Here is a 23,618-nt window from a genome sequence, read left to right as displayed (position 1 = left end):
GGACGTGGAGGCAGGAGCGATGTCGATGCCGGATTCGGAAACCCTGGATGGTTCGACCCCGGAGAGCACTCCGCTGGCGGCGGAGCACGGGCGCCGGTTGCCCTTGTCCGCCTTCACCGTGCTGGCCGGGGGCGACGTGTTCGAGTCCGTCCAGGGACGGCCGCCCAAGGACGGCGTGAGCCGGGCCCGCGCCTGGTTCCAGGCGAAGGTGAGCCTCCGGGCGCATGGCGCTCCCGCTGAGCTGCTCCAGCGCGTGGAAGCGGACATGGTCCGGCAGCTCTCGGGCAACCTCCAGCTCATCGGCCGCATGGACGCGGCGCGGCCGGTGGAGGTGGACCTCATCCCCCCGGGGCAGCCCCTGGCGAAGTATGGCTATCCCCGCTCCGTGTCTCCGCAGGCGGCGGGCCTGTTCTGGGATCATCCGGAGTGGCCTCGCGCCCGCATCGCGCTGCGCCAGGACAAGCTGGGCCCCGAGCCCCACCTGGTGTTCCACGAGCTGGCTCATGCCATCCAGGGCATGGCCTTCACCCAGGAGGAGAACGAGCTCATCTACCGGACGCTGCGGCGCACCTACCGCGTCCGCGCCCGCATGGACGAGGTGTTCGCCCTCTACAGCGAGCGCGAGTTCATCCCCACCGTCACCGCGCATGACCTGCGCGCGCCCGGGGTGTACGGCATGGCGCGCCAGCGCTGGAACGAGGAGCACGTCTTCACCCGCTTCGTGCGCAACCTCTACTTCCCCTACAAGCCGCTGGCGGGCCCCGCCTCGGGCCAGGGCGCGTCCTTCTTCGGCTGAGGCTCAGCGCTTCTTCTTGCGGCTCCGGGACGCGGGCGCCCCGGCCATGTCTCCCAGCGCCGGCACGCGCATGCCCATCGACTCGGCCAGGCTCACCGCCGTGGACAGGGGCACCTGGGTGTCCTTGAGCCGGTTGCGCGAGGGATCCAACACCAGCCCCACCGCCAGCGAGAAGTCCGTCCGGGTGAGGATGCAGCCGCGGAAGTTGCTGCCCGTCAGGTCCGTCCCCTCGAAGTCCGCGTCCGTGAGGTCCAGATCGAAGAAGTTGGCCTCCTGCGCGGTGCAGCGCAGCACGTCCGTCTTCCTCAGGCTCAGCCCCACGAACGAGGCGTAGCGCAACACGCACCCCTCGAACGTCAGCTCCGGATTGGCCGACACGCTCGACCAGTCGATGCCCATCAGCTTCGAGCCCTCGAAGCGCACCCCCCGCAGCGCCGCCTGCGGAAACCGCGCCCGGGTGAGATCACACCCCTTCCAGGTGCACTCCTCGAACTTGCACTGGCGCCACTGGCTTTCCTGGAACTGGGAGCGCTCGAAGGTGCAGCGGTAGAACTCCTTCTGGTTCAGCTCCAGCCCCTGCAACTCGAGGTCCGTGAACGTCTCGTTCTCGAAGCCTTCCTCCCGCTCGAGCCGGCGTACCAGCTCTTCCCGGCCCGCCCGGTCCCTTGGTTCCGTGTCCATGCGGCCTCCATCTCATGGAGGGTCGGCTTCAGGAAGGACGAGCCCTTCCCAGGGGCCTGTAGGTCCAGCGCTCACTGAAATTCGCGTGCCGGACCTCCCGGGCGCCCCGTAAAAACTTCTGGGTTTCAGCCCTAAGCATGGGGGGACCTGGATGCAAGCCCTTGTATTCATTGATGACCGTGCAGGTCACGGGCTGGCACCGCTCTTGCTGAAAGCAAGGGCACGCAGTCTTCGCGGTCCCATCCCACGCGTCTTCCCCCGAGAGACATCATGACCCAGGCCTCCGCCTTCTCCTCCGCCGACTCCCTCTCCACCTACCTCTCGGAGATCAGCCAGTACCCGCTGCTGTCCGTGCAGGAGGAGCAGGCGCTCGCGCGGCGCTTCAAGCAGGGCGACATGGCCGCGGGCCACCGTCTGGTGACGAGCAACCTGCGCTTCGCGGTGAAGGTCTCCTACGAGTACCGCTCCTATGGGCTGAAGATGTCCGACCTCATCCAGGAGGCGAACATCGGCCTGATGAAGGCGGTGCAGAAGTTCGACGCGGACAAGGGCATCCGCCTCATCTCGTACGCGGTGTGGTGGATCCGCGCCTACATCCAGAACTACGTGCTGAAGAACTGGAGCCTGGTGAAGCTGGGCACCACGCAGGCGCAGCGCCGGCTGTTCTTCGCCCTGGCGCGCACGCGCCGCGAGCTGGAGAAGATGGGCCCGGGTGAGGGCAACATCGTCGACGCGGAGGAGATCGCCCGCAAGCTCAACGTGAAGGCCTCCGAGGTGCGCGAGATGGAGCAGCGCATGGGCGGGCGGGACTTGTCGCTGGACGCGCCGGTGGGCGAGGAAGGCGACGCCACGCACATGGACTTCGTGGAGTCCGAGTCCGTCTCCCAGGTGGACGAGGTGGCCGACCGCCAGGAGGCGGACATGACGCGCGCCCGCATCCGCCAGGCGCTCACCCGCCTGGATCCGCGCGAGCGCTTCATCATCGAGCACCGGGTGATGGGCGACTCGGAGATGACGCTGAGCGAGCTGGGCGAGCACTTCGGCTTCTCGCGCGAGCGCGCGCGCCAGCTGGAGATCCGCGCCAAGGACAAGCTCAAGGCCGAGCTGATGTCGCTCATGGCCGAGCGCGAGCAGGACTCCGCGGTCTACGCCGGGTAGTTCTTCCCGGCGGTCCGCCGCGGCCTCCTCTTCAGTGAAGCCAGCGCCCGTGGGCTGAGTGGAAGTCCACGAGCGGCGCGGCATGCTTGAGGTGGGGCCGCCCGGCCGGATCATTCTCCAGTACCGTGTCGAGCTGGCCTGAAAGAATTTCCTCCATGCTGGCCAGCGGGGAGATCCTCCACAACCGGCGCAGCTCCTCCTCGGTGATCTCTCCCAGGAGTTCGCCGTGCTCCTCATCCACCACCGGCAATCGGCGCACTCGGAGCTCCTGCATCACCCGGAGCGCCGCCACGATGGTGTCCCCGGCGAACAACGTGGCCGCCCGCGAGACCCACTCCTCCACCGTCCCCTGTACCCGCCCGTCCATGTGTGTCTCCTCCGACCTGTCCTGAAGTCTTAAGCAAACGTCCTGCCAATGGGAGGGGTCCCCCCTGTCAATGGCCGCCCCCGGACGGTAGGCGGGCCGCATCTCGGGTAGCCTGGGGGTCCGCTTCCCGGTGGGGCGGAGGAGGTCCGTGTGGTGCGGGTGATGGCGTGGCTGTACCGTTTCAACGAGCCGTTCGTGGGGCGTCTGGTGACGACGGGCGTGACGATCGCCGCCACCTTCCAGCCGTACTTCTGGCTCAACAATCACCTGCCGCCGCGCTTCGACTTCCTCACGCCCCTGGACACGGCGATCCCCTTCCTGCCGTGGACGTACGCCGTCTATTGCAGCTTCTTCGCGCTGCTGCTCGGGGCGGCGTGGTGCCTGGAGGCGTGCGAGTACCTGCGGATGCTCACGGCGGTGCTGGTGGCCAACGCCGTGTGCTACCTGGGCTTCTTCCTCTTCACCGCGCACTACCCGAGGCCCCCGGTGGACAGCATTCCCCCGGGCTTCTGGCGGGAGCAGTTCGCGACGATGCGGGCCTCGGACAACGCGGGCAACACCTTTCCGAGCATCCACGTGGCCACCACCTGGCTCGGGGCGTTGCGGCTGCGCCACCGGCGCGGCGGCGTGCTGTGGCTGGTGTGGGCGGGTCTCATCTGTCTGTCCACGCTCACGGTGAAGCAGCACTTCATCGTGGACGTGCTCGGCGGCCTCGCGGTGGCGGGGGGCGTCCACGCGCTGCTGTTCCGCCGCGCGGCGCCGTCCGCTTCCGTGCCCGCGACGGCGGAGGTCCGCTCATGAGCGAGCCCCTGGCTCCCCCGCCGCCTCCTCCCGGCACGCTCAACGTGGTGCTGGCGCTGGGCATCGTCTCCGGGGGCGTGGGCCTGCAATGGCTCGCGTCCCGGGCGTCCAGTCCCGGGGCGGTGGTGGGGTGGGGAGTCGTGTTCGCGTTCCTCTTCCTGCCGCTGTACTCGCTCCTGCACGAGGCCGAGCACCGGGTGTTCCATGCGAATGCGCGGGTGAACGAGTCCTTCGGTGTGCTGCTGGCCGCCTTCTTCCCGGGGCCCTTCACGTTCCTGCGCGCGTGCCACCTGGGCCATCACCGGCGCAACCGCAGCGACGCGGAGATGTTCGACCTGTACTACCCCTCGGACAACCTCACGTGGAAGCGGGCGTACTTCTACTTCCTCTACACGGGGGGATTCTGGCTGGCCGTTCCCGTGGCCGTGGTGTCGATGCTGTTGTGGCCCGGGCTGTTGCGCGGCCAGGTGCTGCGCGATCCGTCCGCGGTGGCCATGCTCAACGGCATCCCCGCGGGCTTCTTCCGCCGCATCCGGCTGGAGTGCGCGGGCGTGGTGCTGCTGCACGTGGGGCTGGTGCTGGGGCTCGGCCTGTCTCCCGGGCGCTACCTGCTGCTCTACGCGCTCTTCGGGCTGAACTGGTCGGCGCAGCAGTACATCACCCACGCGGCGAGTCCCCGGCACGTGCTGGACGGGGCGCACAACCTGCGCGCCGCGCGCGTCTACGAGGTGCTGCTGCTGCACTTCAACTGGCACCTGGCGCACCACCAGCACCCGCGCGTGCCCTGGCTGTACCTGCCGCGCTACGACGATCCGTCACGCGAGCGCCCGGGCTACCTCACGGCCTTCCTGCGCTTCTGGCGCGGGCCCCAGCCCACCGAGCCGCTCGCGGCGCGGGCGCTCGGTGGGGACAAGGAGCCCGGCGTGTCGTGAAGCCGGAGCCGGGGGCCCGCGGCTTCCAGCCAGGGGGAAGGACGGACTACCCGGCGTAGACGTGCACGATGTCGAAGCTCCCGGTGAGCGCGCCCCACGTCCGCACGCCAAACCGGCCGCCGACGTACTGCCTGTCATGGGCGGTCCCCAGCGTCTGCCACGTGCCACCTGGCTGGTAGACGCCCATCGTGAGCGTGTCGCCCTGCACCGAGAACCGGATGTTCGTGTACTTCCCAGCGCCAGCGGGCCAGTTGTAGAGGCCGTTGGCCAGCGTGGTCCACGTCCCGGCGTTGTTCTTCGAGATCGTCCACTCGTAGCCGGCGCCGGTGCGCTTGAACTCCGCCTGGTAGTAGTGCGTCGCGTCCTGGGCCCGGGCGACCAGGGCGATGCCGGAGTCGAGCGGCGCGCTGTTGGCGAGCACCGAGGCGTCCATCGTGTACGTCCGCCAGCCGGCGTTGCCCGCCAGGGAGAGGTTGTCGCCGCCGGCACCGGTCGCGCAGTACTCGTACGAGACCGGATGGCAGACCGACCAGGTGCCCGTCTGTGGCGTCCACTGGTTGCTGTGGTTGCCCTCGAAATCGTCGTTGAACAGCCGCGGCTGCGTGGTGGGGAGCATCCGCCAGAGATGGTCCCTGGTGCCATTGTCGCTGTACTGCACCACGTTGGCGCTGTCCGCCGTGGACTCGCGGTCGACTCCCAGGAGCAGCCCGCTGTTGCGGTTGAGGATCTTGAACTGCCCGCCGCCGGAGTCGATGACCCGCCAGAGCTGGTCGTTCGTTCCACTGTCCTGGTACTGCTGAATCTGCGCGCTCAGGGCCGTCGACGCGCCCTGCACGGCGAGGACGAGGCCGCTGTTCAGGTTGACGATCTTGTACCAACCACCGCCCGCGTCGACCAACTCCCACGCGTGGTCCAGCGTCCCATTGTCGGAGTACTGCTGCACGTTGGCGCTGTTGGCCTGTGAGGCTCCCGCGACGGCGAGCATCTTGCCGCTGTTGACGTTCTGGATGAGGAAGATGGGCGCCGACCAGGCCTCGAACTCGCTGAGCCCCCAGCCCGTCCCTCCCCCGGCGTTGGGAGCGACCACGCGCAACTGGCTCGTGGTCAGCGGCGGGAAGGTGATCTGGTTGACCGTGGCCGCCGTCGGTGCCGCTGGCGAACGGGTCTGGTTGGGCACGCTCGCCCAGGCGCTCCCGGTCCAGTACTGCAAGTCATAGCTCGTGGGGGTGCGTACCCCACCGCCGTCGTCGTAGAAGTACAGCCGCACCTCGGACGTCGTGACGTCGCGCTGGAAGTTCACGCCGAAGAAGTCGCTCGTCCTGGTCGTCGCGTACGTCGTCCAGCGGCTGTTCTGCGGAATGCCGTTGCGGTAGACGATGCCGTCGACCGCGTTCCAGACGTTGTCTCCCGCGCCGCCAAACGTGTACGACGCGAACGGCTGGGCCTTGTAGGCGATTCGCTGGCCATTGGCGGCGATGTTGACCTTGCCCCCGTTGTTCGACTGCACGATGGGCGCGCCCACGTTGACCGTGATGGCGCCGAGGCCGGCCTGGCTGGCCACTCGCGCCCCGTCGACGTAGACGTGCAATCCCACGCCCTGTCCGTAGCGCGAGCCGAGCCGGTCCCACAGCACGGTGACGTTGTGCCCGTGGTACGGCGTGTTTTCCAGCGCGAAGTAGTCCCACGACGCCGGCGCGAGCGGCTTGATCGTCAGCGTGTTGCCGGGCTGGCCGCGCAGGCCGATCAGACCCGAGATGACGTTGTCGTTGTAGGTCGAGTGATTGTAGTCCTCGCTGTGGTTGCCACCGTCGTACATCCACGAGTTGGCGTCGGGGTCGTGCGCCTCCGCGACGTACGGGACGCCATTCTTGTACTGCGTCGCCGCGTAGCCATGCAGCAGGCTGACGTAGTGGGCCGCGGTGATCGTCGACTGCGCGGGGTAGTCGATGAGCAGGTTGGCCAGGGCGGTCAGGGTCTGGGACGTCTCGTACGGCCAGGACGGGCCCGTCCAATGGCAGCAGCCGTTGTACGCCTCATGGTTGAACCACTTGCTGCGCCGCTCGACCGTGGTCGGCCCGTACGTCGCGGCGAAGCCCTGCGGGTCGAGCAGCTGGGCGAACGCGATGGAGTCCGAGGCTTGCGGCATGTTGAACATCCACGGCACGAAGCCCTGCTCTTCACGGGTGCCGAGCAATGCGTTGCCCGGGTTGTTGTCCCGGTGCATGTGGAAGAAGAAGTTGCGTGCCGGATCCCACAGGCGCGCCTGCATCGCGGTCCGCAAGGCGTTCGCCCGGTTGTTGTACTCCGTCGCGGTCGCGGTGTCGTCGGCGAGGCTGGCGATGTTGGCGATCGCCCGCGCATCCCCGTACTGATAGGCGTTGATGGTCGGCCGGTAGCCGGCACCGCCGTGGTACGGGTCCGGCGACTCGTACGACGCGGGGGTGAGCTCGGTCGCGTCCCACACGGGCACCTGCCAGTAGAGGCCAAGCGTGGAATTGAAGTGATTGTCCCAGCCGCGGTACTGCTTGATCAGGTTCTGCTGCTGTGCGAGCACGAACGCCGTGTCGCCCGTGGCCAGATAGTGCTGCCACACCGAGCTGGCCGCCCAGAAGCTGTACTCGTGCGCCCAGTCCGTCGTGTCGGGGTTCACCGCGTCGGTCTGCGGCTTGGGGAACTGCCCCGGCCCGGCCAGCCAGTAATTGATGATGTCCTTCACGTACTGCTGATCGCGCAGCCAGCGGCCCTCGTTGATGTGGTGGCCGGCCGCCGCGACGATGCCCCCATAGGGGGCCCCGTAGAACACCGGCTGGAGGAACTCGTTCGAGAGATAGCCGTACTCCGCACCGGTATAGACGAGATGCTCTTTGTAGGTCTGCCAGCGGTAATAGTAGACGTCCTGGATCTGGGCGTCCGGCACCTCGAGGAACGGAATGTTGGCCTCGAACCACGGCTTGTCATTGATGTTGCCGAGCAGCGCGGTGTGGTTGAGGAAGGACGTGCCGCCCGTCGCGTTGCGCGCGTAGACGGTGGGCGCGTTGATCGCCCACGCGCTCCCCGCGGACGCGGTGGCGAGGACGGCGGTGGCGACGCGGAGACCGCGTCTGTCGGGTGCACGGCGAGGTGGCCGGTTCGAGGGCACCGGAGACTCCTTGGGTCAGGGGTAGGGGAGCGCATGCTGTTCCCCCTCCCGCCTGGGAGTCAAAGTCTTCCTGGTTTTACTCGTTAATCACGGAGCTTTGGCGCGGGGGGCCGTGAGCTGCGACGGGTGGGTGGGCACCTGGATCTCCCCGGCGATGATCTTCGCCTTGAGGGACTCCAGCGTGCGCAGTGCCTCGTCCTTGCCGGGGAAGTCCAGCCGCACCGGGGCGTAGGCGATGCCGCCTTCCTTGAGGCCCAGGGTCTGGGTGCCGCCCCGGAACTGGCCACGCACCTGGTCCCGCACGGCTTCGTACACCACCAGGTCCACGCGCTTGATGACCGCGGACAGCACGGCCTTGGGCGCCAGATGGGAGGGATCCGAGTCCACGCCCAGCACGTAGACGGTCTTCCCCTCGTCGCGCGCCTCCTTCACCGCCTGGATGGCGCCGAGCCCATCCACTCCCGCCGCGGCGAAGATGACGTCCGAGCCCTTGGTCAGCAGATCCTGCCCCACCTGCTTGCCCAGGGCGAAGTGGGTGAAGCTCCCGGTGTAGTTGGCCACCACGCGGGCCTTGGGGTTGGTGGCCGCCACGCCGGCGCGGAAGCCCGCCTCGTAGCGCTTGACGAGCGGTATCTCCATGCCGCCCACGAAGCCCACCTTGTTCGTCTTCGTCGCGAGTCCCGCCAGCGCCCCCACGAGGTAGCAGCCCTCCTCCTCGCGGAAGACGACGGTGCGCACGTTGGGCAGGGTGTACGGCTCGCCCTGGGCCGACAGGAGCGGGCTGTCCACGAGCAGGAAGTGCATCTCCGGATCGCGCTGCGCGGCCGTCTCCACCGCGTTCTCCAACTGGAAGCCCACCGCGAGCGACAGCGGCACGCCCTGGTCCGCGAGCAGTTGCAGGTTGGGCTCGTAGTCCTCCGCCACGCGGCTCTGCAGGACGACCGGGGTGATACCGAGCGGCTCCACCGGCGAGTCGCGCCGGGCCAGGTCCTGACCCAACGAGCCCTGGAGCGAGGCCTGCCGCTCCTCGGGGCCGAGCTCCTTGTAGCCACCGCCCTCGTACTTCACGCCCGCGGCCCACTCCTCCAGCCCCCGCAGGGCCGAGTCATTGAAGGACTGGTCCCCCCGTCCTCCGAGGCTGAGCACGAGGCCCACCCGCGTCGTCTTCGGCGCGGGCTTCACGGCCTCCGGGGAGGCCGCGGCGGACGGGGCGGCGGGAGCCACCGGGGCGGGTTCCTCCTTGGCGCTCTTGCAGGCCAGGAGCAGGGACGACGCGAGGAGCAGGGTCGAGAGGCTCGGGCGCATGGGCCCGTGTCCTAGCATGGACGCGATGCGTCAGGTGCTGGAGCCGTCCGCGCGCATGCGGTGGAGCCGGTCATAGTGCCGGTAGCCGAGCTGGTCGAGCGCGTCCGGGGTCGCCAGGCCGATGTCCACCAGGGTCTTGATGTCGTACGTGCCCGCGAGCACCGGCGGCGCGTAGTTCCGCACGGCCTCGGGGGTGCGGAACTTCTCCAGGGGGAAGAGCACCGTGCTCGTGTGCACGTGCATGAAGTGCGCGGCGGACTGCCGCTGCCAGCCGGGAACGCCGGGCGCGGTGATGACGTGTGGCGTCGCCAGGAACGTGCCGCCGGTGAGGATCTCCAGTTGCTGGCCCACCTGCGCGACGATGCACCCGGCCGGGGCGACACCTCGCACGAGCCGGCCCTTGGGCTCCTCGGGGGTGGCGCGGGTGCGCAGGTACAGCCCGCTCTGATCATCCGGCCGGGGCGCGGGGCGGGCCTGGGGATCCAGGAACCGGCCACCGGGCAGCAGCGTGAGCAGGTTGAAGTCCGTGTGCTCCTCGCCCCAGAGGATGCCGGTGTTCACCTGCGAGGGCTTCAGCGGCAGGTATTGCAGCGCCCGGGTGACGTGGGGGCCCCGCTCGCAGAACCCGGTGAACGTCGTCTGGGGCAGGCCCAGCGCCAGGGCGGCTCCCCGCAGGAGCGACAACCCCGCCTCATGCAGCGAGCGGCCGAGCGAGAGCAGTCCTTCCTGGAAGTACGGCGGCGCGTCCTCCGGCCAGATGTTCTCGGGGTAGAGGTTGGGGAACTCGAGCACGGAGTTCTCGTCGGGCGGGTAGGGCGCGGCGAAGTAGCACTCCTTGAAGTCGGGCTGGCCATTGCTGGCCACGGCGACCTCGGTGTTCGGCGGCGTCCAGCCTCGCTGGTACCAGATGTCGGCACGGCCGTAGGGGCGCTTGGCCTCGGTGGGCCGGGCGATGAACGCACCGAACGCGACATAGAGCCGCTCGAGCGCCTGGGCATCGACACCATGGTTCTTCACGTAGACGAGTCCGAAGACACCGAAGGCTTCCCGGATCGCCATCGCGCCGCGCTCGACACGGGAAGGGTCCTCCGAGGAGAGATCGGCGAGGTCGACAGTGGGAATGTTCATCGGGAGTTCGGCCATGGCGGCTCCTGGTGTACCGCGCCTCGCCTCCTGACGGAATACGGGCCGGGGAGAATGTCCCCGGCCCGTCGTCTCACCGCGGAGCGTCAGCGCACGCCGGACGTCGTGCTTCCGGGCTGCGTGGAGGGCAGGGTCGAGAGCCCGGGTTGCTGCACCGGGAGGCTTCCAGGCAGGGTCGTGGTGGTGCTGCCCGACAGCGGGCTGTCCAACGAGGAGTCGCTCGACAAGGAGCTGCCCGACAGTGGGCTGCCCAGCGAGGAACCGCTCGACAAGGAGCCATCCAACGAGAACCCGCTCGACAGCGAGCTGGAGTTGCTTGGCAGCGTTGTCTGGAAGCTCGAGGAACCCGTCAGGGGCTGCTGGAGTGTGTAGCTGCCCGTCAGGGGCTGCTGGAGGCCATAGGTACCGGTCAGGGGCTGCTGAAGGGTATAGCTGCCGATCAGTGGCTGCTGAAGAGCGTAGCTGCCGGTCAGGGGCTGCTGGAGGGCATAGCTGCCGGTCAGGGGCTGCTGGAATTGGGTGGTGTCTTGTTGCTGCGCATTGGCGATTCCCACCATGCCCAACGAGGTCGTCACCACCGCGACCATCAGGATGTTCGTTCGCATGTTCTCGCCTTTCATTCGTGAGGCGCGTGGCAGCGGGGGAAACCTCCTTCCCGACCAGGGCCAGCCATCGCGGTTCCAAGGAAAAGGTATTCACCAGCGGACGCTCGGAGAAGCGTCCCTCCCCAGCGCCGCGAGTCGGCGAGCGGTGGGTCGCGCCTACTTGCCCGGGGGGGACGGCCAGAACGTCACCGCCCGGGCGCTCTCCGAATTCCAGACGAGCTTGCCTCCCCGGTACAGGTACGGGTGAGCGCCGGAGTCGGCGAGCGAGAGCAGGACAAAGGCCCCCCGTATCTGGACGCTGGCCAGATCATTGGGCCGCAGGGGAAAGCCGGGGAGCGCGGACACCTTCTGCTTGTCCACCTTGCGCACGAGCCCCGTCGCCAGTGCTTCCTCCTCCCCGAAGGGAATGCTCCAGACCGCGAGCCGGAAGCCCCCGCGGCGCAGCAGGGTCCACTCTCCCTCGGGCTCCTCCGGGGAAAAGGCATACAGCTGATCGAGCACGACGTCGTCCTCGAGCTCCTCGGGCGTGAAGCGCGGATCCAGGGTGTGGCTCGAGCGCTCGCCGAGTTTCTGGCGCAGCGCGAGCACCCGCGGCCCCGTGGTGTCGGTGGTGGCCTTCACTTCCCGCCGCTTCCAGGCGCCGTCCTTCCATTGGAAGGCGTGGGTGAGCAGGGGCCGCTTCCCGTCGTTCGTCTCGAGCACGACGCGGGTGCCGTCGAACTCCGCCTCACCCTGCCGCTCCTGCTCCGGGGTGGGCTTCTGGAGGGTGAGCCCCAGCAACTGGCCCTCGGCGTCGAAGCCGAACTCGATGAGCTCTCCCGAGCCCGGAAGCGGCAGCTCCGTGGCGGTGGCCGTCTCCACGTCCACGAGGAACAGGCGGTCGCGAAAGGCGGGGGAGGGGAAGCGCTCGGGGAAGGTGGGCCTGCCCGTCACGGGCGCGCTGACGCCGCCGCGCCAGAACCTCGCCGCGCCGTGTTTCCCATCCCGGCTCAGCGCGGTGGCTCCTCCCTGGCAGTCCACCGCGAGCCGGGCGATGACCTGACGCACGGCCGAGAGGGGTTGGTGCCGGACCCACTCACATCCCTCCCCGGTGGGCTCGAGCAGGGACAGCAGGGGCTCGGGCGCACGGGACGTCCGGGGTTCCCGGGCGAGTGCCGGCGCCGCGGACCACAGCAACAGCAGGAGCGAGACGGACAGGGGGCGGTGGAGGGTCGTCACGAGGCGACCCATTGTTCCACACGCCCCCTGGGGGGACTCACAAGGGATTCAGCGGGGAATCAGATGTTCCAGCGGATCATGCCCTGGAGCACGTTCTCGATCTTCCCCTGGATGAGGTAGCGGTTGTAGGCGAGCTGGTACTCGCCTCCGAGGTAGATCTTGCCCGGGGTGAAGTGGACGAGCTTGCCGAAGTCCCACAGCAGCTCGGGCTGCGCGAGGAAGAAGCGGTTGCCCCGCGAGCCCGTCATCGCGCCCACGCCCTCGCCCTCGCCGAAGAGGCCCGTCTGGAAGAAGCCGAGGAAGAGGAAGTCCTGCGTGCCCAGCGAGAAGGACTTCTGCCAGGCGAGGCCCACCTGCAGGTCCACACCCCGCAGGCCCCAGTCATCGCGGATGACCGTGGTGGCCGTCACGAAGTCCATGCCCGGCACGGCCAGGTCCCACTGCAGACCGTAGTAGTGCAGCATGCCGAACTTGCTCACGTGCTCCATCTCGTACTTGAGCGAGACGTCGCGCAGCGGTCCCCAGTCGAACTTGCGCTCCAGCACCTTCTCGGCGATCGACTTGGGCGACAGCGCCAGCGTGATGCCACCGAAGAAGCCGCCCTTCTGGTTGGCGCTCTGCTTGAAGGCGCTCGCGGGGGTGAAGGGGCCGGTGATGTCGTAGTACAGGAAGACCGAGCCGTACTCCCACTGCTGGAAGGCCTTGATGGTCAGCGTGGTCCGCGCGCCGCCGCCATTGAAGTCCTCGTTGAAGCAGTCCACGGCGCCGCGGTAGCGGCCTCCAAGGGCCATGTTGTCCTTGTCCCCGGTGAAGCACGGGGCGCGCAACAGCTCGAACCAGACTCCGGCGAAGGCGGTGGACGACGTCAGGAAGGTGGCGAGCAGGGCGACAAAACACAACGAGCGACGGTTCATGCGGATCCCCTCGGGTGGCGTGCCCTAGTGAAAGCGGGGGACCGGCTTCGTCAAGTTTTCGATAGCGCGATGCGCCGAAGGGGCACCCACTTGCCGTGGGCGCCCCGCTTCACCCTCGCGTCAATCCTTGCACCCTCAAGGACGTGCCAGGGAAAGCGCCTTGGAGGGCACCTCGCCCCGGGACGCGGACTCCCCGTGGTGCTCGGAGGAGGACTCGGGGCCCGCGAGGGATTCCACCTGCGAGGCGCGCAGGTGCAGCAGCGGTCCCGGCACCAGTCCGCCGAGCACCACCAGGGCGAACAGGGCGAACACCATCCCCCGCTCCCGGGGCAGCAAGTCCTCCACTGTTTCCAGCAGGGCCGCCTGGCCATGGGCGGGCGGGCCGAGGAAGGTTCGCTGGAAGGCGCGCAGGAAGGTGACGCCGTTGATGGCGGTGGTCAGCAGCAGGGGCAGCGCCACCAGCGGGTGGGTGTCCAGGATGCCGTGCAGCAGCAGATCCTCGCCCACGAAGCTCAGCGTGCCCGGGAAGCCGAGGCTGCCAAAGCCCATGAGGAAGAAGAAGGCCGCGAGGCGCGGGGCGCGGCGCACGAGCCCTCCCAGCCGCGTCATGTCCGTGGTGCCCGTGCGGGCCTCGATGGCGCGCACGACGAGATCCAACCCCGTGAGCGCGATGCCCGCGGCCACGCTCTGGATGAGCGCGCCGGAGATGCTCTGCGTGTTGCCGATGGCGACTCCCGCCAGCATCAGGCCCGACTGGCTCGCCAGGAGGAAGCCCACCACGCGGCGCAGGTCCGTCTGCGCCAGCGCCAGCACCGAGCCATACAGGGCGGCGCACAGGCCCAGCGTTCCGAGCATCACCCCGCCGCGGTTCCACTCCCCGGGCAGCAGCGGCATCACCACGCGCACCAGCAGGTACAGCCCCGCGTGCGCGTTCACCAGCAGCAGGCCCACCCCGAACGGGCCGCGCGCCATGAGCACGGGCAGCCAGGAGTGGAAGGGCACCACCGCCATGCGCACGCACACCGCGAACATCAACAACGCGAACACGGGCAGGTGCCACGTCGCCGGCAGCCCCCGGGCGATCAGCTCCGTCAGGGCGAAGGGCGTCTGGGCGCCGGAGCGCCAGCCCTCCAGGCCCACCAGGGCCGTGGCCACCACCAGCGGCAGCGTGCTCACGAGCATGTAGACGCCGAAGGTGCGCAGCGTCCGGGCCTCGGGCCGTGCCCGCGCCTCGCGCGCCAGCAGCGCGCCGGTGGGCACCAGGGTGGCGATGAAGAAGACGGTCATCAGCGCCAGGTCCTCGGCACAGAAGAAGCCCAGGGTCATGCTCTCGGTGAGCAGCAGCGCGCCGAGCGTGCCCCGGTCCAGCGACTGGCGCGGACCCGCCGCCACCAGTCCGAGGGTGAGCAGCGCGGTGACCACCAGCGCCAGCACGCTCATGCCATCCACGCCCAGCCGCAGCTCCACGCCGAGCCCCGGCACGCGCCACCACGATTCATGCAACTGCACGCCGGGGACGCCACCCTCGAAGAGGACCACCGCGCCCAGCGTCAGCAGCAGGGTGAGCGCCGCCACGCCGAGCGCCGCCTGACGCTGACGCTCGGGCTGGCGGAGCTGGCGCAGCACCGCGGCGCCCAGCGCGGGCAACACCACCAGGAGGGAGAGAAGGGGAAGGGACGTCCGCATCACACGACTCCTGTCGACTGACTCTGGCTGCCCGGCGCCTGCTTCGGCTCCGTGGGTGCCTTTTCGGCGGGGGCGGACTTCCAGCCGCTCAGCGCGCCCGTCCAGTACCGCTCCATCCGGTCCATCCACTGGCCCGCGCGCAGCAGCGGACCCATCGCCCAGCGCTCGTGCATCACTTCCAGCGAGAAGCGCTCCAGCGCCAGCCGGTAGAAGCGCCGCCGCCACCCCTCGGGGAGGACATGGTGGGCCACCGCCACCGTGGGACGCTTCGCCTCGCGCAGGGCCGCGCGGCGCGCCAGCTCATCGCGCAGCACGGACGGGGCGCGCAGCAACTGCAGACAGCGCAGACACGCGTGCGCCACCAGGTGCACCAGCGCCAGCCGGTACAGGCCCAGGCCCACCTCGGCGAACATCAACCCCACCTGCGTGAGGACGCCATAGGCCAACGAGCTCTTCACGTCCGTCTGCACGCGCCACACCAGCGTGGCGTGCACGGCCGTCAGCAGGCCCACCACCACCAGCGCCCCGCTCGCCACGGGAGAGCGCTGCAGCAGCGGCGCCACGCGCAAGAGCAGGTAGACGCCCGCGTGCACCGACAGGGCGCCATAGAAGAGGGCGCTCGAGGGCGTCGGGCCCTCCATGGCGCGCGGCAGCCAGCTGCTGAAGGGAAGCTGGGCCGACTTGCCCATGGCCGCCAGCATCAGGCACAACCCCAGCGCCGTCGCCGGCCCCACCGTCATGGCCACCGCCGGTGCCGGCCAGGCCCGGGCTCCGAGCGCCTCGGCCCACTCGGCCGTGCCCGCGAAGTGGTGCAGCAGTACCGCGCCCATGAGCAGGCCCATGTCGCACAGCCGGTAGAGCGTGAAGGCCCTCAAGCCCGAGCGCACCGGCGTCGTGCGCTCGTGGAAGAAGCCGATGAGCAGCGCCGACGTGAGGCCCACCAGCTCCCAGCCCACGAAGAGCAGATCGATGCTGCCGCTGGCCACCAGCACCTGCATGCCCGAGGCGAACAGCGCCAGCAGCAGGAAGAAGCGCGCGAAGCCCGGCTCGCGGTGCAGGTAGTTCACCGAGAAGCGGCCGATGAGCAGGGTGATGGCGCTGGAGAGCACCATCATCGTCGCGGACAGCCGGTCGATGAACAGCGTCACCGGGAAGGTGTACGCGCCGCTGGAGAACCACCGGCCCACCTCCACCACCCAGGCGTCCTGGTGGCGCCACACGAGGCCCGCCGCCGCCACCACCGAGGCGCCCAGCGACAGCCACAAGGCGCCGAGCACCCCGCTCACCACGGCGCGCTCGCCCGGCGCGCGGTGCAACAGCATCACGCCGCCCAGCGTCACGAAGGCCAGCAGGGGCCAGAGCGGGGCGGTGGCGGCGACCCACCCCAGTTCGAGGTTACCGACGGACATGGTCAGACTCTTTCTTCTGGGAAGCGTCGATCAGCGCCGGCGGCAGGAAATCGCGCTGACCGCGATACCACTCCGGCGAGGAGGCCACCACCGGCAGGGGCGCCGACGGCGGGGTGACGGGTTGGAAGCCCCGGGGCGTGAAGCGCATCTGCGCGCCGGTGACCGGGTCCACGCTCACGAGCTGGACCCATTCGTTGCCAATGAGCTCGCGCAGGATGGGCTGGCGCTCGTAGATGCCCCCGAGCACCTCCACGCTGGCCTCCACGACCAGCAGCAGCCGCACCGGCTCGTGGATCTCGATCATCTGCCGGGGCAGGCCCGTGCGCAGGTCGCTCTCCACGCCGTCCATCACCCCGAGCAGGCTGGTGAGGTTGTGGGGCAGCTTGGTGCCGGACCCGTAGCGGTCATTGTCGATGCAGGAGAAGTAGTACTCCAGGTTGATGCCCGCGCCCACGGGGCCCGCCGCGGCGAGGATGCGCTCGGCGATGGCTCCCGAGGCATCCTTCGTGGGGTCATACGAGATGAGGAAGGCGCGCCGGTCCAGGAACAGGCCCCGGGTGAGGGCCCGGCGGCCCACCACGCACGTGGCGTTGGTGACGTGGCCCAGCTCGGGGCGCGCCTGGCTCAGGTCCGCCGCGCGCTCCTCCACGTGCCGCAGGGCCGCCTCGGGGGACAGGCTCAGGGGCGCGGACTCGAAGCGCCGGCAGCGCTCGTGCGCCGACAGGGTGCGCGCGCTGTCCAGCGACTCCTTCAGGGCGGCCAGCTCGCCGCGCAGGGCCTCGGGCACCGCGTCGGTGTCGTAGAGCACCACCTCATCGGTGGTGGTGTTGTGCAGGCCGCCGATGAACCACGTCGTGTCGGGGATGTGGATGCCGCGCTCGCGCAGCAGCGCGCGCACCTCGGGCCGGTTGGCCATCTCCGAGAAGAGGCGCGCGTTGGGGCCGCCGTGACGGCCACCGCAGGCGCCGCAGTCGTAGGCGGACTGGTGCGGGTTGTTGACGCTGATGGCGCCATGGCCCAGCACCACCACGAGCGGCGCGAAGCCGTCCACCAGCCCCAGGTTCTCCAGCGAGTTGGCCACGCGTGCCGCCTTCTCGGCGACGGTGAAGCCCACGGGCTTGAGGTGAGCGAGCTGCTCGGCCGCCTCGTCCCTCAGGCTGGTGAGCTGCGTGCGGGGGGTGGGCAGCAGCCGCTGGGTGAGCGCCCGGCGCATCAGGCTCACCCGGCGCGGGGCGAAGATCTGCAGGGGCAGCATCAGCGCGGAGAAGAGTCCCAGGAGGGGCGTGAGCAGCCAGCTGAACTCGAGCGCGTGCGAGCCGCCGTGCAGCCAGTGATCGACGCGGGCCCAGAGGGCACGCAGCCGCGAGCGGGACTCGGCCAGGTGGCCGTGATCCGGGTGGGCCCGCTCCTCCACGACGTGCGCCGGGGTGACCACGATGGGGCACAGGGCGGCGAGGCCCGCGTCGTCCAGGCCGCGGTAGTCCATGGCCACGCCGAAGAAGCCGGCGATGCCGAACGTGTCGTGCCGCGGGCTCTGCTCCTCGAAGTGCCGGCGGAAGGACTCCTCGCGGTCATCCATGCAGAAGACGAGCTGGAAGCGCGGATCCTCCACCGTGCGCTCCGGCTCGGGGCGGAGCCGGTTCTGCGCGAGGGCCTGGAGGATGTCCATGCGGTAGTGGTGCTCGTAGGCCTCGTGCCACACGCGGCGGCGCGCCTGCGCGTCGAAGGCCTCCAGCCACGCGAGCAGGGCCTGGCGCCGGACGAGCGGGAAGTCCGCCACCTCCAGGGCCGACAGCCCCGCCACCTGCATGAGCTGGAAGAGCCGCCAGCTCCCCTCCTCGAGCGGGCGCTCCAGGGCCGCGGGCCGGTGCGCGGCGGCGTCGCGCGCGCGGGTCAGGAGCCCGGAGAGGGGCCCCTGGTAGTCCAGCCGGCGCCGGGCCACGGTGCGCAAGGCGTGGCGCTCCAGGGTGAGGCGCACCGCGAGGAAGTCGATGAGGTGGGCCGGAGGCGAGCCCGCGGGCCGATCGGCCGGGTTGTGCTCCAAGCGGTGGAACATCCCGGCCCAGCCGGGCAGCGCGAGCAGCACGCGGGTGATGTAGGGCTCCCACTGCTCCTCGGGCACGCCCAGCTCGTCGAGCGCGGCGAGCACCACGTCCCGCGCGGACAGGCCCTGAGCGGCGGCCCGTCTCAAGTCCACCTCGAGATCCTCCAGCCACTCGGGCAGCACGCCCATGCCGGTGAGCTTCATCGCGCGCCAGGCGGCGTACAATCCTGACTCACGCTCCGGCAGGCTCCAGTGGGACTGGCCCTCATCGAGGAACGCCGAGCAGATGCGGATGAGCCGGGGATTGACCAGCTCGTTGATGTCCTCGCCAGTGGCCAGCCGCAGCATCTCACGGTGGCTGCGCACCTCTCCGGGCTCGGCCTTCTCGCGCGAGTCCGGCACGGTGAGCAGGGGCGTGCGGCAGGCGGCCCAGAGCGCCCTCACCGCGAAGCGCTCGGGGTGGCGCTCCAGATGCTCCTTGAGGGAGGACAGCGAGCCATCGCCCTCGAACGCCGTGGCCAGGGCTTCCTGGACGAGCGCCACCTCGGCGCCCAACCACCCCTCCACCGACAGGGTCGTCGCCGCGCCGATCAGCCGGGCGCGCACCTGCGCGATATAGGCCTCGGTCCGGGCGGAGGGAATGCCCAGGCGGCGCAGGGCGGTCTCCTGGGCCAGGGCCCGCCGCGGCTCGGCGGCGGCGGCGCGCACGGCGGTGTTCAACGTGGGCTCGAGCAGGGCCATGGCCAGATCGGTCATCGTCCAGTCCCGGCCCACCCGGTCCAGCCACCCGCGGATGCCCTCGGTGGAGCGCCGCAGGAACCGCTCGCGCGCGGCCACCGACACGTCCGGCCGGAGCGAGGACGTCGCCGACAGCTCGTTCATCCGCCAGCGCAGCGAGGCGGCCGTCTCCACCGCGGGCGGGTGGAGCAGGGCGAGCAGCTCCAGGTCCAGGCGCGACAGCGAGGCCGGCACCATCTCTTCCCGCCGTTCTCCCTGCTCCCGCTCGGCGAGCACCGCCTTGAGATCCACGTCGGTGATGCGCCCGCGCCGGTACAGCTCGCGGTAGCGAGACTCGGGGAGGTAGGTCTCCGTCTCGAACGTGGCGCTCGCGGCGGCCAGCGCCTCGTGGAAGGGCAGGTGCTGGAAGGCATGCAGCGTGTTGTGGTGCACGAACACGCCAATGGGACCCTGCGCCGGCAACAGGTGGCCCGCGTGCTCCAGCACCTCACTCAGGTGCTGTCCGCGGTCGGTCGAGGGGGAGTGACTCATGGTCGGAATCCAGACGGGAAGGGTTTCAGGCGCTCAGGAACGGACGGGCAGGGGGGCCTTCGCCGACTTCTTGCGCGCGGCGTAAGGATGCGCGGAGAGGCTGCGGTGTTGCTCGAGCCCGCGCACGTGCAGGTGGCGGCCCTGGCGCGAGAACTCGCCCTCTAGCTCGTGCAGCCGCTCCATCACCGTGTGGTCCACCAGGCGGGCCTCCGTCAGGTCGACCTCCACGTGGGGTGCGTGGGCATGGCGCGCGAGCTGCTTCTTGAGCTTGAGGAAGTTGGTGAAGACGGCCGCCTGGCGCACGCGCAGCACCACCTGGCCCCCCTCGGTGTGCTCCTCGATCTGCGGCTTGAAGAGGCCGGCGAACGGCGCGCCGTTGATGAGGTGCACCACCACCTTGAGGGCGATGCCCGCGGCCACGCCCACCAGCAGGTCCGTGGCGAGCGTCACGCCGATGGTGAAGGTGAAGATGACGAACTGCTCGGGCCCGATGCGGAACGTGTTCACGAACTCCTTGGGCGACGCCAGCCGCACGCCCGCGAAGATGAGCATGGCGGCCAGGGCGGCGAGCGGAATCCGGTGGATGAGCATGGGCACGAACGCCACGAAGAGCAGCAGGAACAGGCCGTGGAAGAAGTTGGACTGCCGGCTCTTGGCGCCGTAGCCGATGTTGGCCGAGCTGCGCACCACCTCGGAGATCATCGGCAGGCCACCGAGCATGCCGGCGATGAAGTTGCCCACGCCCGTGGCGAGCAGATCCTTGTCGAGATCCGAGCGGCGCTTCTCCGGATCCATCATGTCCATGGCCTTGGCCGTCAGCAGCGACTCGATGCTGCCCACCAGCGCGAACATGACGATGTACTTGATGGACGTCGCGCTGAGGACGACGGAGAAGTCCGGCAGGGTGATGGCCGACAGGAGGTTGCTCGGCAGGTTCACGAGGAACTTGGGGCCCACCGTGAAGAGGCTGTGCGAGAAGGTGAAGGTGTGCTCGTGGTCCAGGTCGAAATAGAGACCCATGGGCACCGCGAACAGCAGCGCCAGCAGGGGGGCGGGGACGCGCCGCAGCGCCGCCACGCGCCTGGCCACCGCCGCGTGACCGAAGAGGATGATGAGGCTCATCGCGCCGATGAAGGCGATCTCCGGGTTGAGCTTCATCACGCTCCGGGGAATCTCCGCCAGCAGGTGCAGCGGCTCCTTGGACTCGGGCGCCACGCCGAGCAGGACGTGGATCTGCTTGGAGCAGATGATGATGCCGATGGCCGCGAGCATTCCGTGCACCACCGACGAGGGGAAGAAGTCCCCCAGGGCCCCGGCGCGCAGGAGCGCGAAGACGATCTGCACCGCCGCGGCCACCACGATGGTGGCCAGCGCCCGGCGGTAGCCCAGCGCTCCGTCGCCTTCGCCCAGCTCCGTCACCGCGCCGAGCGCGATGACGATGAGCCCCGCGGCGGGCCCCTTGATGGTGAGCCGCGCGCTGCCCAGCCAGGTGGACACCAACCCACCCACCACCGCCGTCAGGATGCCCGCCACCGGCGGGAAGCCACTGGCCATCGCGATGCCCAGGCATAGTGGCAGCGCGATGAGGAACACGAGAAAGCCGGAAACGATGTCACTCTTCCAGGTCGACGCGCTCTCGGGCGCGGCCTGGGACGGAGTACCGGAAGGCTGAGGCTGCATGGGTTCCACCCTCTGAGGCGCACGGGCTCGCGGCGTTCTTGACGCGGCGCGTGCTTCACGAAAGGCAGGGACGGAACGATTCACTTCCGGGTTCCCGGTGTTTTATTCTTCCTCCGTGGCTTTTTTCCGTTGATGCACGAACTGTTGCGAGGCCAACCAGGCCCTGCGCCCGGGGAAGAGAAATAGAGTGAAATCCGATTGACGTGTTTCGGGAACCCGCGTGTGAGTCGTTCCATCTTATGGACAGTGTCGCGACGTGGAGTGGAGCAGGCCACCGCACGGAGGGGTGCGTGGGGTGGGGTCCGTCCGGGGCGGGGCGGCGATGAGCGGCGGGGAGGAGGGCGCGGGGGGGGCGGGACGGGAGCGTTTCGAGGCGCAGGTCCAGCCGCTGCTGCCGCGTCTTCACCGGCTCTGTCTGGCGTTGTGCCGGGACAAGCAGGAGGCGGAGGACTTGCTGCAAGACGCCCTGGTGCGGGCCTACGTCCATCGGGAGAGTTACCAGGAGAAGGGGTCCTTGTTTGGCTGGCTGTGTGGAATCGTTCGCAACCAGTTCATCGAAACGCGGCGCGCGGTCGCCCGGCGCCGGTCATTGCTGGACTCGGTGTTGGAGGGGGCCTCGTCGGTGCTGGGCTCGCTCTTTACCGGTGGGGTGGAGCAGAAGGATCCGGAAGCCCGGCTATGCAGCAGTGAGGAGGCCGAGCTGATGTTGCGCTGCCTGCATGCCCTGCCCGAGAAGTTCCGTCTGGTGGTGTTGCTCTGTGACGTGGAAGAGCTTGGGTACGAAGAGGTGTCCACGGCGCTCGGGATTCCGGTGGGGACCGTGAAGAGCCGTCATTTCCGGGGACGTGCCCAACTGGGCGCCGCCTTCAAGGCGCAACTCGCCCAGACCCCGGCCGCCGTCAACGCAGGAGGTCGTTCATGAGCGCTCCCAATGACAAGTCCTTGCCCCCCTTGCCGGGAGAGGCCGTCCGGGCCCTGGATGCGTTTCGCGAGGAACGGCCGTCCACCCACCTCGAGAACCGCATCCAGCTGGCGATCCAGGCGGCTTCGTCGGGGAAGACTCCAGCGCGGCCCAGTCCTCCGGAGCGTCAGGAGCGTCTGGCCTGGTTGGAGCACCGCGTCACCCGCAAGGTGATGGGCCTGGCCCTGGCCACCTCGGTCATCCTCCTGGCGGTGCGGGCGGACGACTGGACGGGGGACGCGGAGGTCCTCAACGAGACCATGCCGCTGCGCCACGTCTCCTTCCAGTTGTCCCACGGGCGCCCCGGGTTGTTGGAGCTGCCCTGGACGCATGGGGTGCACTCCGGTGAGCCGGCGACCGTTCACCTGGAGGCTCCGGAAGAGGTGAATCTCCACCTGCACGCCGAGGGACAGCCCTCGGTGCGGCTGGTGGGGTGTGACGCGGGGCGCTGCATCCACCAGTTCACCGCGGACACCGGAGCGGACGCCACGCCGCTGCGCGTGCGCATCGACAAGCCGGGCCGGTACGAGTTCCGTGTCTCGCACGCCTCGGACGCACGTCAGGTGCGCGAGCACTTCGTCGTGGAGGCCAAACACTAGGCGCCGTGTGGTAGGGGAAGCCTCCATGGCTTCTCCTCCCCGTTACGGCCGCTCGCTGGCGCACAAAGCCCGTCAGCGCACGCCGGGCCACCACTACAACGCGAGCTTCCTGCCCGCGGCCGAGCGCGCCGCCATCCTCGGCTGGTTGGGCCAGCTGCACCCCTTGTGGGAGGAGCGCTACTCCAAGCATTTCCCCCCGCCCCCGGGCCAGTCCCAGCGGCGCCTGTTGCGGCCGGTGTACTGGTTGGGCAACTGGCAGTTCGCCTGTCTCGACTACTACCGGCCCCCCAAGGGCGTGAAGAACCGCTGCGTGAAGGCGGAGCCCTTTCCAGCGGTGCTCCAGCGGCAGGTGAAGAAGGTGGAGGAGCTCGCGCGCCGGATGTTCCGGGGCCCGGACATGCCCGAGGGCTGGCATCTCAACACGTGCCTGGTGAACTTCTACGGCAGCCGTCTGGAGGACGGGCAGTGGGTGGACACCGCCCGGGTGGGCGAGCACAAGGACTTCGAGCCCGGGCCGGTGGCCTCGCTGTCGCTGGGCGAGCGCGCGCTCATCCAATTCGTCACCTCCAGCCGTCCGGGCGAGCGCGACGAGGTGGTGCTCGAGCAGTGGCTCGATGATGGGGCCCTGCAGCTCTTCGGCGGGACGCGCTGGAAGGAGCAGACCTTCCACCGGGTGCAGCGGGTGGACACGCGCGGGGGCCACGTGATGCCGCCGGAGATGCCGGATTTCAAGACCCGGCGCATCAACCTCACCTTCCGCTACGTGCCGGACGTGCACGTGACGCCCTTCGCGCAGCTCTCCCCCGAGGCGCGCGAGGACGTGCGGCCCTACATGGAGACGCTCGCGCGCCACAGCGCCTTCTTCCGCGCGGAGCTGGAGCGCGAGCGCGACGCGCGCACGTGACGCGGGC

At 69.5% G+C, this 23,618-nt stretch carries 19 protein-coding genes; 7 read left to right on the top strand and 12 right to left on the bottom strand.

Going from position 1 to position 23,618, the window contains the following annotated elements:
* The first annotated feature begins 25 nt into the window (after positions 1–25).
* Complete coding sequence (locus tag F0U63_RS37180) at positions 26–796, top strand: hypothetical protein (RefSeq protein WP_395837640.1); 771 nt, start codon at positions 26–28, stop codon at positions 794–796.
* Positions 797–799: 3 nt separating this feature from the next.
* Here the strand turns inward: F0U63_RS37180 and F0U63_RS37175 are convergent, their stop codons facing one another.
* Positions 800–1,477, bottom strand: coding sequence for a pentapeptide repeat-containing protein (locus F0U63_RS37175; protein WP_395837638.1), 678 nt, complete (start codon positions 1,475–1,477; stop codon positions 800–802).
* A gap of 270 nt (positions 1,478–1,747) precedes the next feature.
* On the opposite strand from F0U63_RS37175, the gene F0U63_RS37170 reads away from it, so the two are divergent.
* Positions 1,748–2,635 carry an RNA polymerase factor sigma-32 gene (locus F0U63_RS37170; RefSeq protein ID WP_395837636.1) on the top strand — a complete coding sequence of 296 codons (888 nt, stop codon included), beginning with the start codon at positions 1,748–1,750 and terminating at the stop codon, positions 2,633–2,635.
* Positions 2,636–2,666: 31 nt separating this feature from the next.
* On the opposite strand, the gene F0U63_RS37165 is transcribed toward F0U63_RS37170, so the two are convergent.
* Positions 2,667–3,002 carry a CBS domain-containing protein gene (locus tag F0U63_RS37165; protein WP_395837634.1) on the bottom strand — a complete coding sequence of 112 codons (336 nt, stop codon included), beginning with the start codon at positions 3,000–3,002 and terminating at the stop codon, positions 2,667–2,669.
* Between the two features lie 150 nt (positions 3,003–3,152).
* Here F0U63_RS37165 and F0U63_RS37160 point away from each other — a divergent pair, with 150 nt between their 5' ends.
* Both F0U63_RS37160 and F0U63_RS37155 read left to right on the top strand, forming a co-directional pair.
* Positions 3,153–3,803, top strand: a complete 651-nt coding sequence (locus F0U63_RS37160; RefSeq protein ID WP_395837632.1) for a phosphatase PAP2 family protein — start codon at positions 3,153–3,155, stop codon at positions 3,801–3,803.
* Complete coding sequence (locus tag F0U63_RS37155; protein ID WP_395837630.1) at positions 3,800–4,735, top strand: fatty acid desaturase; 936 nt, start codon at positions 3,800–3,802, stop codon at positions 4,733–4,735. Before F0U63_RS37160 ends, F0U63_RS37155 begins: the two co-directional genes overlap by 4 nt.
* A gap of 46 nt (positions 4,736–4,781) precedes the next feature.
* Here the strand turns inward: F0U63_RS37155 and F0U63_RS37150 are convergent, their stop codons facing one another.
* The 10 genes from F0U63_RS37150 to F0U63_RS37105 form a co-directional block, all read right to left on the bottom strand.
* Positions 4,782–7,874 carry an MGH1-like glycoside hydrolase domain-containing protein gene (locus F0U63_RS37150; protein ID WP_395837628.1) on the bottom strand — a complete coding sequence of 1,031 codons (3,093 nt, stop codon included), beginning with the start codon at positions 7,872–7,874 and terminating at the stop codon, positions 4,782–4,784.
* A gap of 87 nt (positions 7,875–7,961) precedes the next feature.
* Complete coding sequence (locus F0U63_RS37145) at positions 7,962–9,179, bottom strand: BMP family protein (RefSeq protein WP_395837626.1); 1,218 nt, start codon at positions 9,177–9,179, stop codon at positions 7,962–7,964.
* A gap of 30 nt (positions 9,180–9,209) precedes the next feature.
* Entirely contained in the window at positions 9,210–10,322 is a 1,113-nt protein-coding gene (locus F0U63_RS37140) for an isopenicillin N synthase family dioxygenase (RefSeq protein WP_395837624.1), read from the bottom strand.
* 86 nt (positions 10,323–10,408) lie between these two features.
* Positions 10,409–10,927, bottom strand: a complete 519-nt coding sequence (locus F0U63_RS37135) for a hypothetical protein (protein WP_395837622.1) — start codon at positions 10,925–10,927, stop codon at positions 10,409–10,411.
* Between the two features lie 156 nt (positions 10,928–11,083).
* A complete protein-coding gene (locus F0U63_RS37130; protein ID WP_395837620.1) occupies positions 11,084–12,145 on the bottom strand; it encodes a hypothetical protein in 1,062 nt (353 codons plus the stop codon).
* A 59-nt stretch (positions 12,146–12,204) separates the two neighbouring features.
* A complete protein-coding gene (locus F0U63_RS37125; protein WP_395837618.1) occupies positions 12,205–13,059 on the bottom strand; it encodes a hypothetical protein in 855 nt (284 codons plus the stop codon).
* A gap of 135 nt (positions 13,060–13,194) precedes the next feature.
* A complete protein-coding gene (locus F0U63_RS37120; RefSeq protein ID WP_395837616.1) occupies positions 13,195–14,745 on the bottom strand; it encodes a NuoM family protein in 1,551 nt (516 codons plus the stop codon).
* On the bottom strand, positions 14,745–16,154 hold the full coding sequence (locus F0U63_RS37115; protein ID WP_395837614.1) for an NADH-quinone oxidoreductase subunit L: 1,410 nt from the start codon (positions 16,152–16,154) through the stop codon (positions 14,745–14,747). The genes F0U63_RS37120 and F0U63_RS37115 overlap by 1 nt, the downstream gene beginning before the upstream one ends.
* Entirely contained in the window at positions 16,141–19,467 is a 3,327-nt protein-coding gene (locus F0U63_RS37110) for a YbcC family protein (RefSeq protein WP_395837612.1), read from the bottom strand. The genes F0U63_RS37115 and F0U63_RS37110 overlap by 14 nt, the downstream gene beginning before the upstream one ends.
* Before the next feature lie 33 nt (positions 19,468–19,500).
* Positions 19,501–21,147 carry a SulP family inorganic anion transporter gene (locus F0U63_RS37105; RefSeq protein WP_395837610.1) on the bottom strand — a complete coding sequence of 549 codons (1,647 nt, stop codon included), beginning with the start codon at positions 21,145–21,147 and terminating at the stop codon, positions 19,501–19,503.
* 295 nt (positions 21,148–21,442) lie between these two features.
* On the opposite strand from F0U63_RS37105, the gene F0U63_RS37100 reads away from it, so the two are divergent.
* Genes F0U63_RS37100 through F0U63_RS37090 form a run of 3 tightly spaced genes read left to right on the top strand, consistent with a single transcriptional unit; the run spans position 21,443 to position 23,611 of the window.
* On the top strand, positions 21,443–22,069 hold the full coding sequence (locus F0U63_RS37100) for an RNA polymerase sigma factor (protein WP_395837608.1): 627 nt from the start codon (positions 21,443–21,445) through the stop codon (positions 22,067–22,069).
* Positions 22,066–22,707 carry a hypothetical protein gene (locus F0U63_RS37095; RefSeq protein WP_395837606.1) on the top strand — a complete coding sequence of 214 codons (642 nt, stop codon included), beginning with the start codon at positions 22,066–22,068 and terminating at the stop codon, positions 22,705–22,707. The genes F0U63_RS37100 and F0U63_RS37095 overlap by 4 nt, the downstream gene beginning before the upstream one ends.
* A 25-nt stretch (positions 22,708–22,732) precedes the next feature.
* Entirely contained in the window at positions 22,733–23,611 is an 879-nt protein-coding gene (locus F0U63_RS37090) for an alpha-ketoglutarate-dependent dioxygenase AlkB (RefSeq protein WP_395837604.1), read from the top strand.
* Positions 23,612–23,618: the final 7 nt, after the last annotated feature.

The sequence above is a fragment of the Cystobacter fuscus genome (assembly GCF_044360685.1).
GTDB lineage: Bacteria > Myxococcota > Myxococcia > Myxococcales > Myxococcaceae > Cystobacter > Cystobacter fuscus_C.
The sequence above is the reverse complement of the archived record's forward strand: the minus strand, read 5'-3'. Positions and strand labels throughout refer to the sequence as shown.

Bases quoted from the DNA above. Each gene is read 5' to 3' on its own strand.
- F0U63_RS37180 (WP_395837640.1), top strand. From the start codon at position 26: ATGCCGGATTCGGAAACCCTGGATGGTTCGACCCCGGAGAGCACTCCG.
- F0U63_RS37175 (WP_395837638.1), bottom strand. From the start codon at position 1,477: ATGGACACGGAACCAAGGGACCGGGCGGGCCGGGAAGAGCTGGTACGC.
- F0U63_RS37170 (WP_395837636.1), top strand. From the start codon at position 1,748: ATGACCCAGGCCTCCGCCTTCTCCTCCGCCGACTCCCTCTCCACCTAC.
- F0U63_RS37165 (WP_395837634.1), bottom strand. From the start codon at position 3,002: ATGGACGGGCGGGTACAGGGGACGGTGGAGGAGTGGGTCTCGCGGGCG.
- F0U63_RS37155 (WP_395837630.1), top strand. From the start codon at position 3,800: ATGAGCGAGCCCCTGGCTCCCCCGCCGCCTCCTCCCGGCACGCTCAAC.
- F0U63_RS37145 (WP_395837626.1), bottom strand. From the start codon at position 9,179: ATGCGCCCGAGCCTCTCGACCCTGCTCCTCGCGTCGTCCCTGCTCCTG.
- F0U63_RS37140 (WP_395837624.1), bottom strand. From the start codon at position 10,322: ATGGCCGAACTCCCGATGAACATTCCCACTGTCGACCTCGCCGATCTC.
- F0U63_RS37135 (WP_395837622.1), bottom strand. From the start codon at position 10,927: ATGCGAACGAACATCCTGATGGTCGCGGTGGTGACGACCTCGTTGGGC.
- F0U63_RS37125 (WP_395837618.1), bottom strand. From the start codon at position 13,059: ATGAACCGTCGCTCGTTGTGTTTTGTCGCCCTGCTCGCCACCTTCCTG.
- F0U63_RS37120 (WP_395837616.1), bottom strand. From the start codon at position 14,745: ATGCGGACGTCCCTTCCCCTTCTCTCCCTCCTGGTGGTGTTGCCCGCG.
- F0U63_RS37115 (WP_395837614.1), bottom strand. From the start codon at position 16,154: ATGTCCGTCGGTAACCTCGAACTGGGGTGGGTCGCCGCCACCGCCCCG.
- F0U63_RS37110 (WP_395837612.1), bottom strand. From the start codon at position 19,467: ATGAGTCACTCCCCCTCGACCGACCGCGGACAGCACCTGAGTGAGGTG.
- F0U63_RS37105 (WP_395837610.1), bottom strand. From the start codon at position 21,147: ATGCAGCCTCAGCCTTCCGGTACTCCGTCCCAGGCCGCGCCCGAGAGC.
- F0U63_RS37095 (WP_395837606.1), top strand. From the start codon at position 22,066: ATGAGCGCTCCCAATGACAAGTCCTTGCCCCCCTTGCCGGGAGAGGCC.
- F0U63_RS37090 (WP_395837604.1), top strand. From the start codon at position 22,733: ATGGCTTCTCCTCCCCGTTACGGCCGCTCGCTGGCGCACAAAGCCCGT.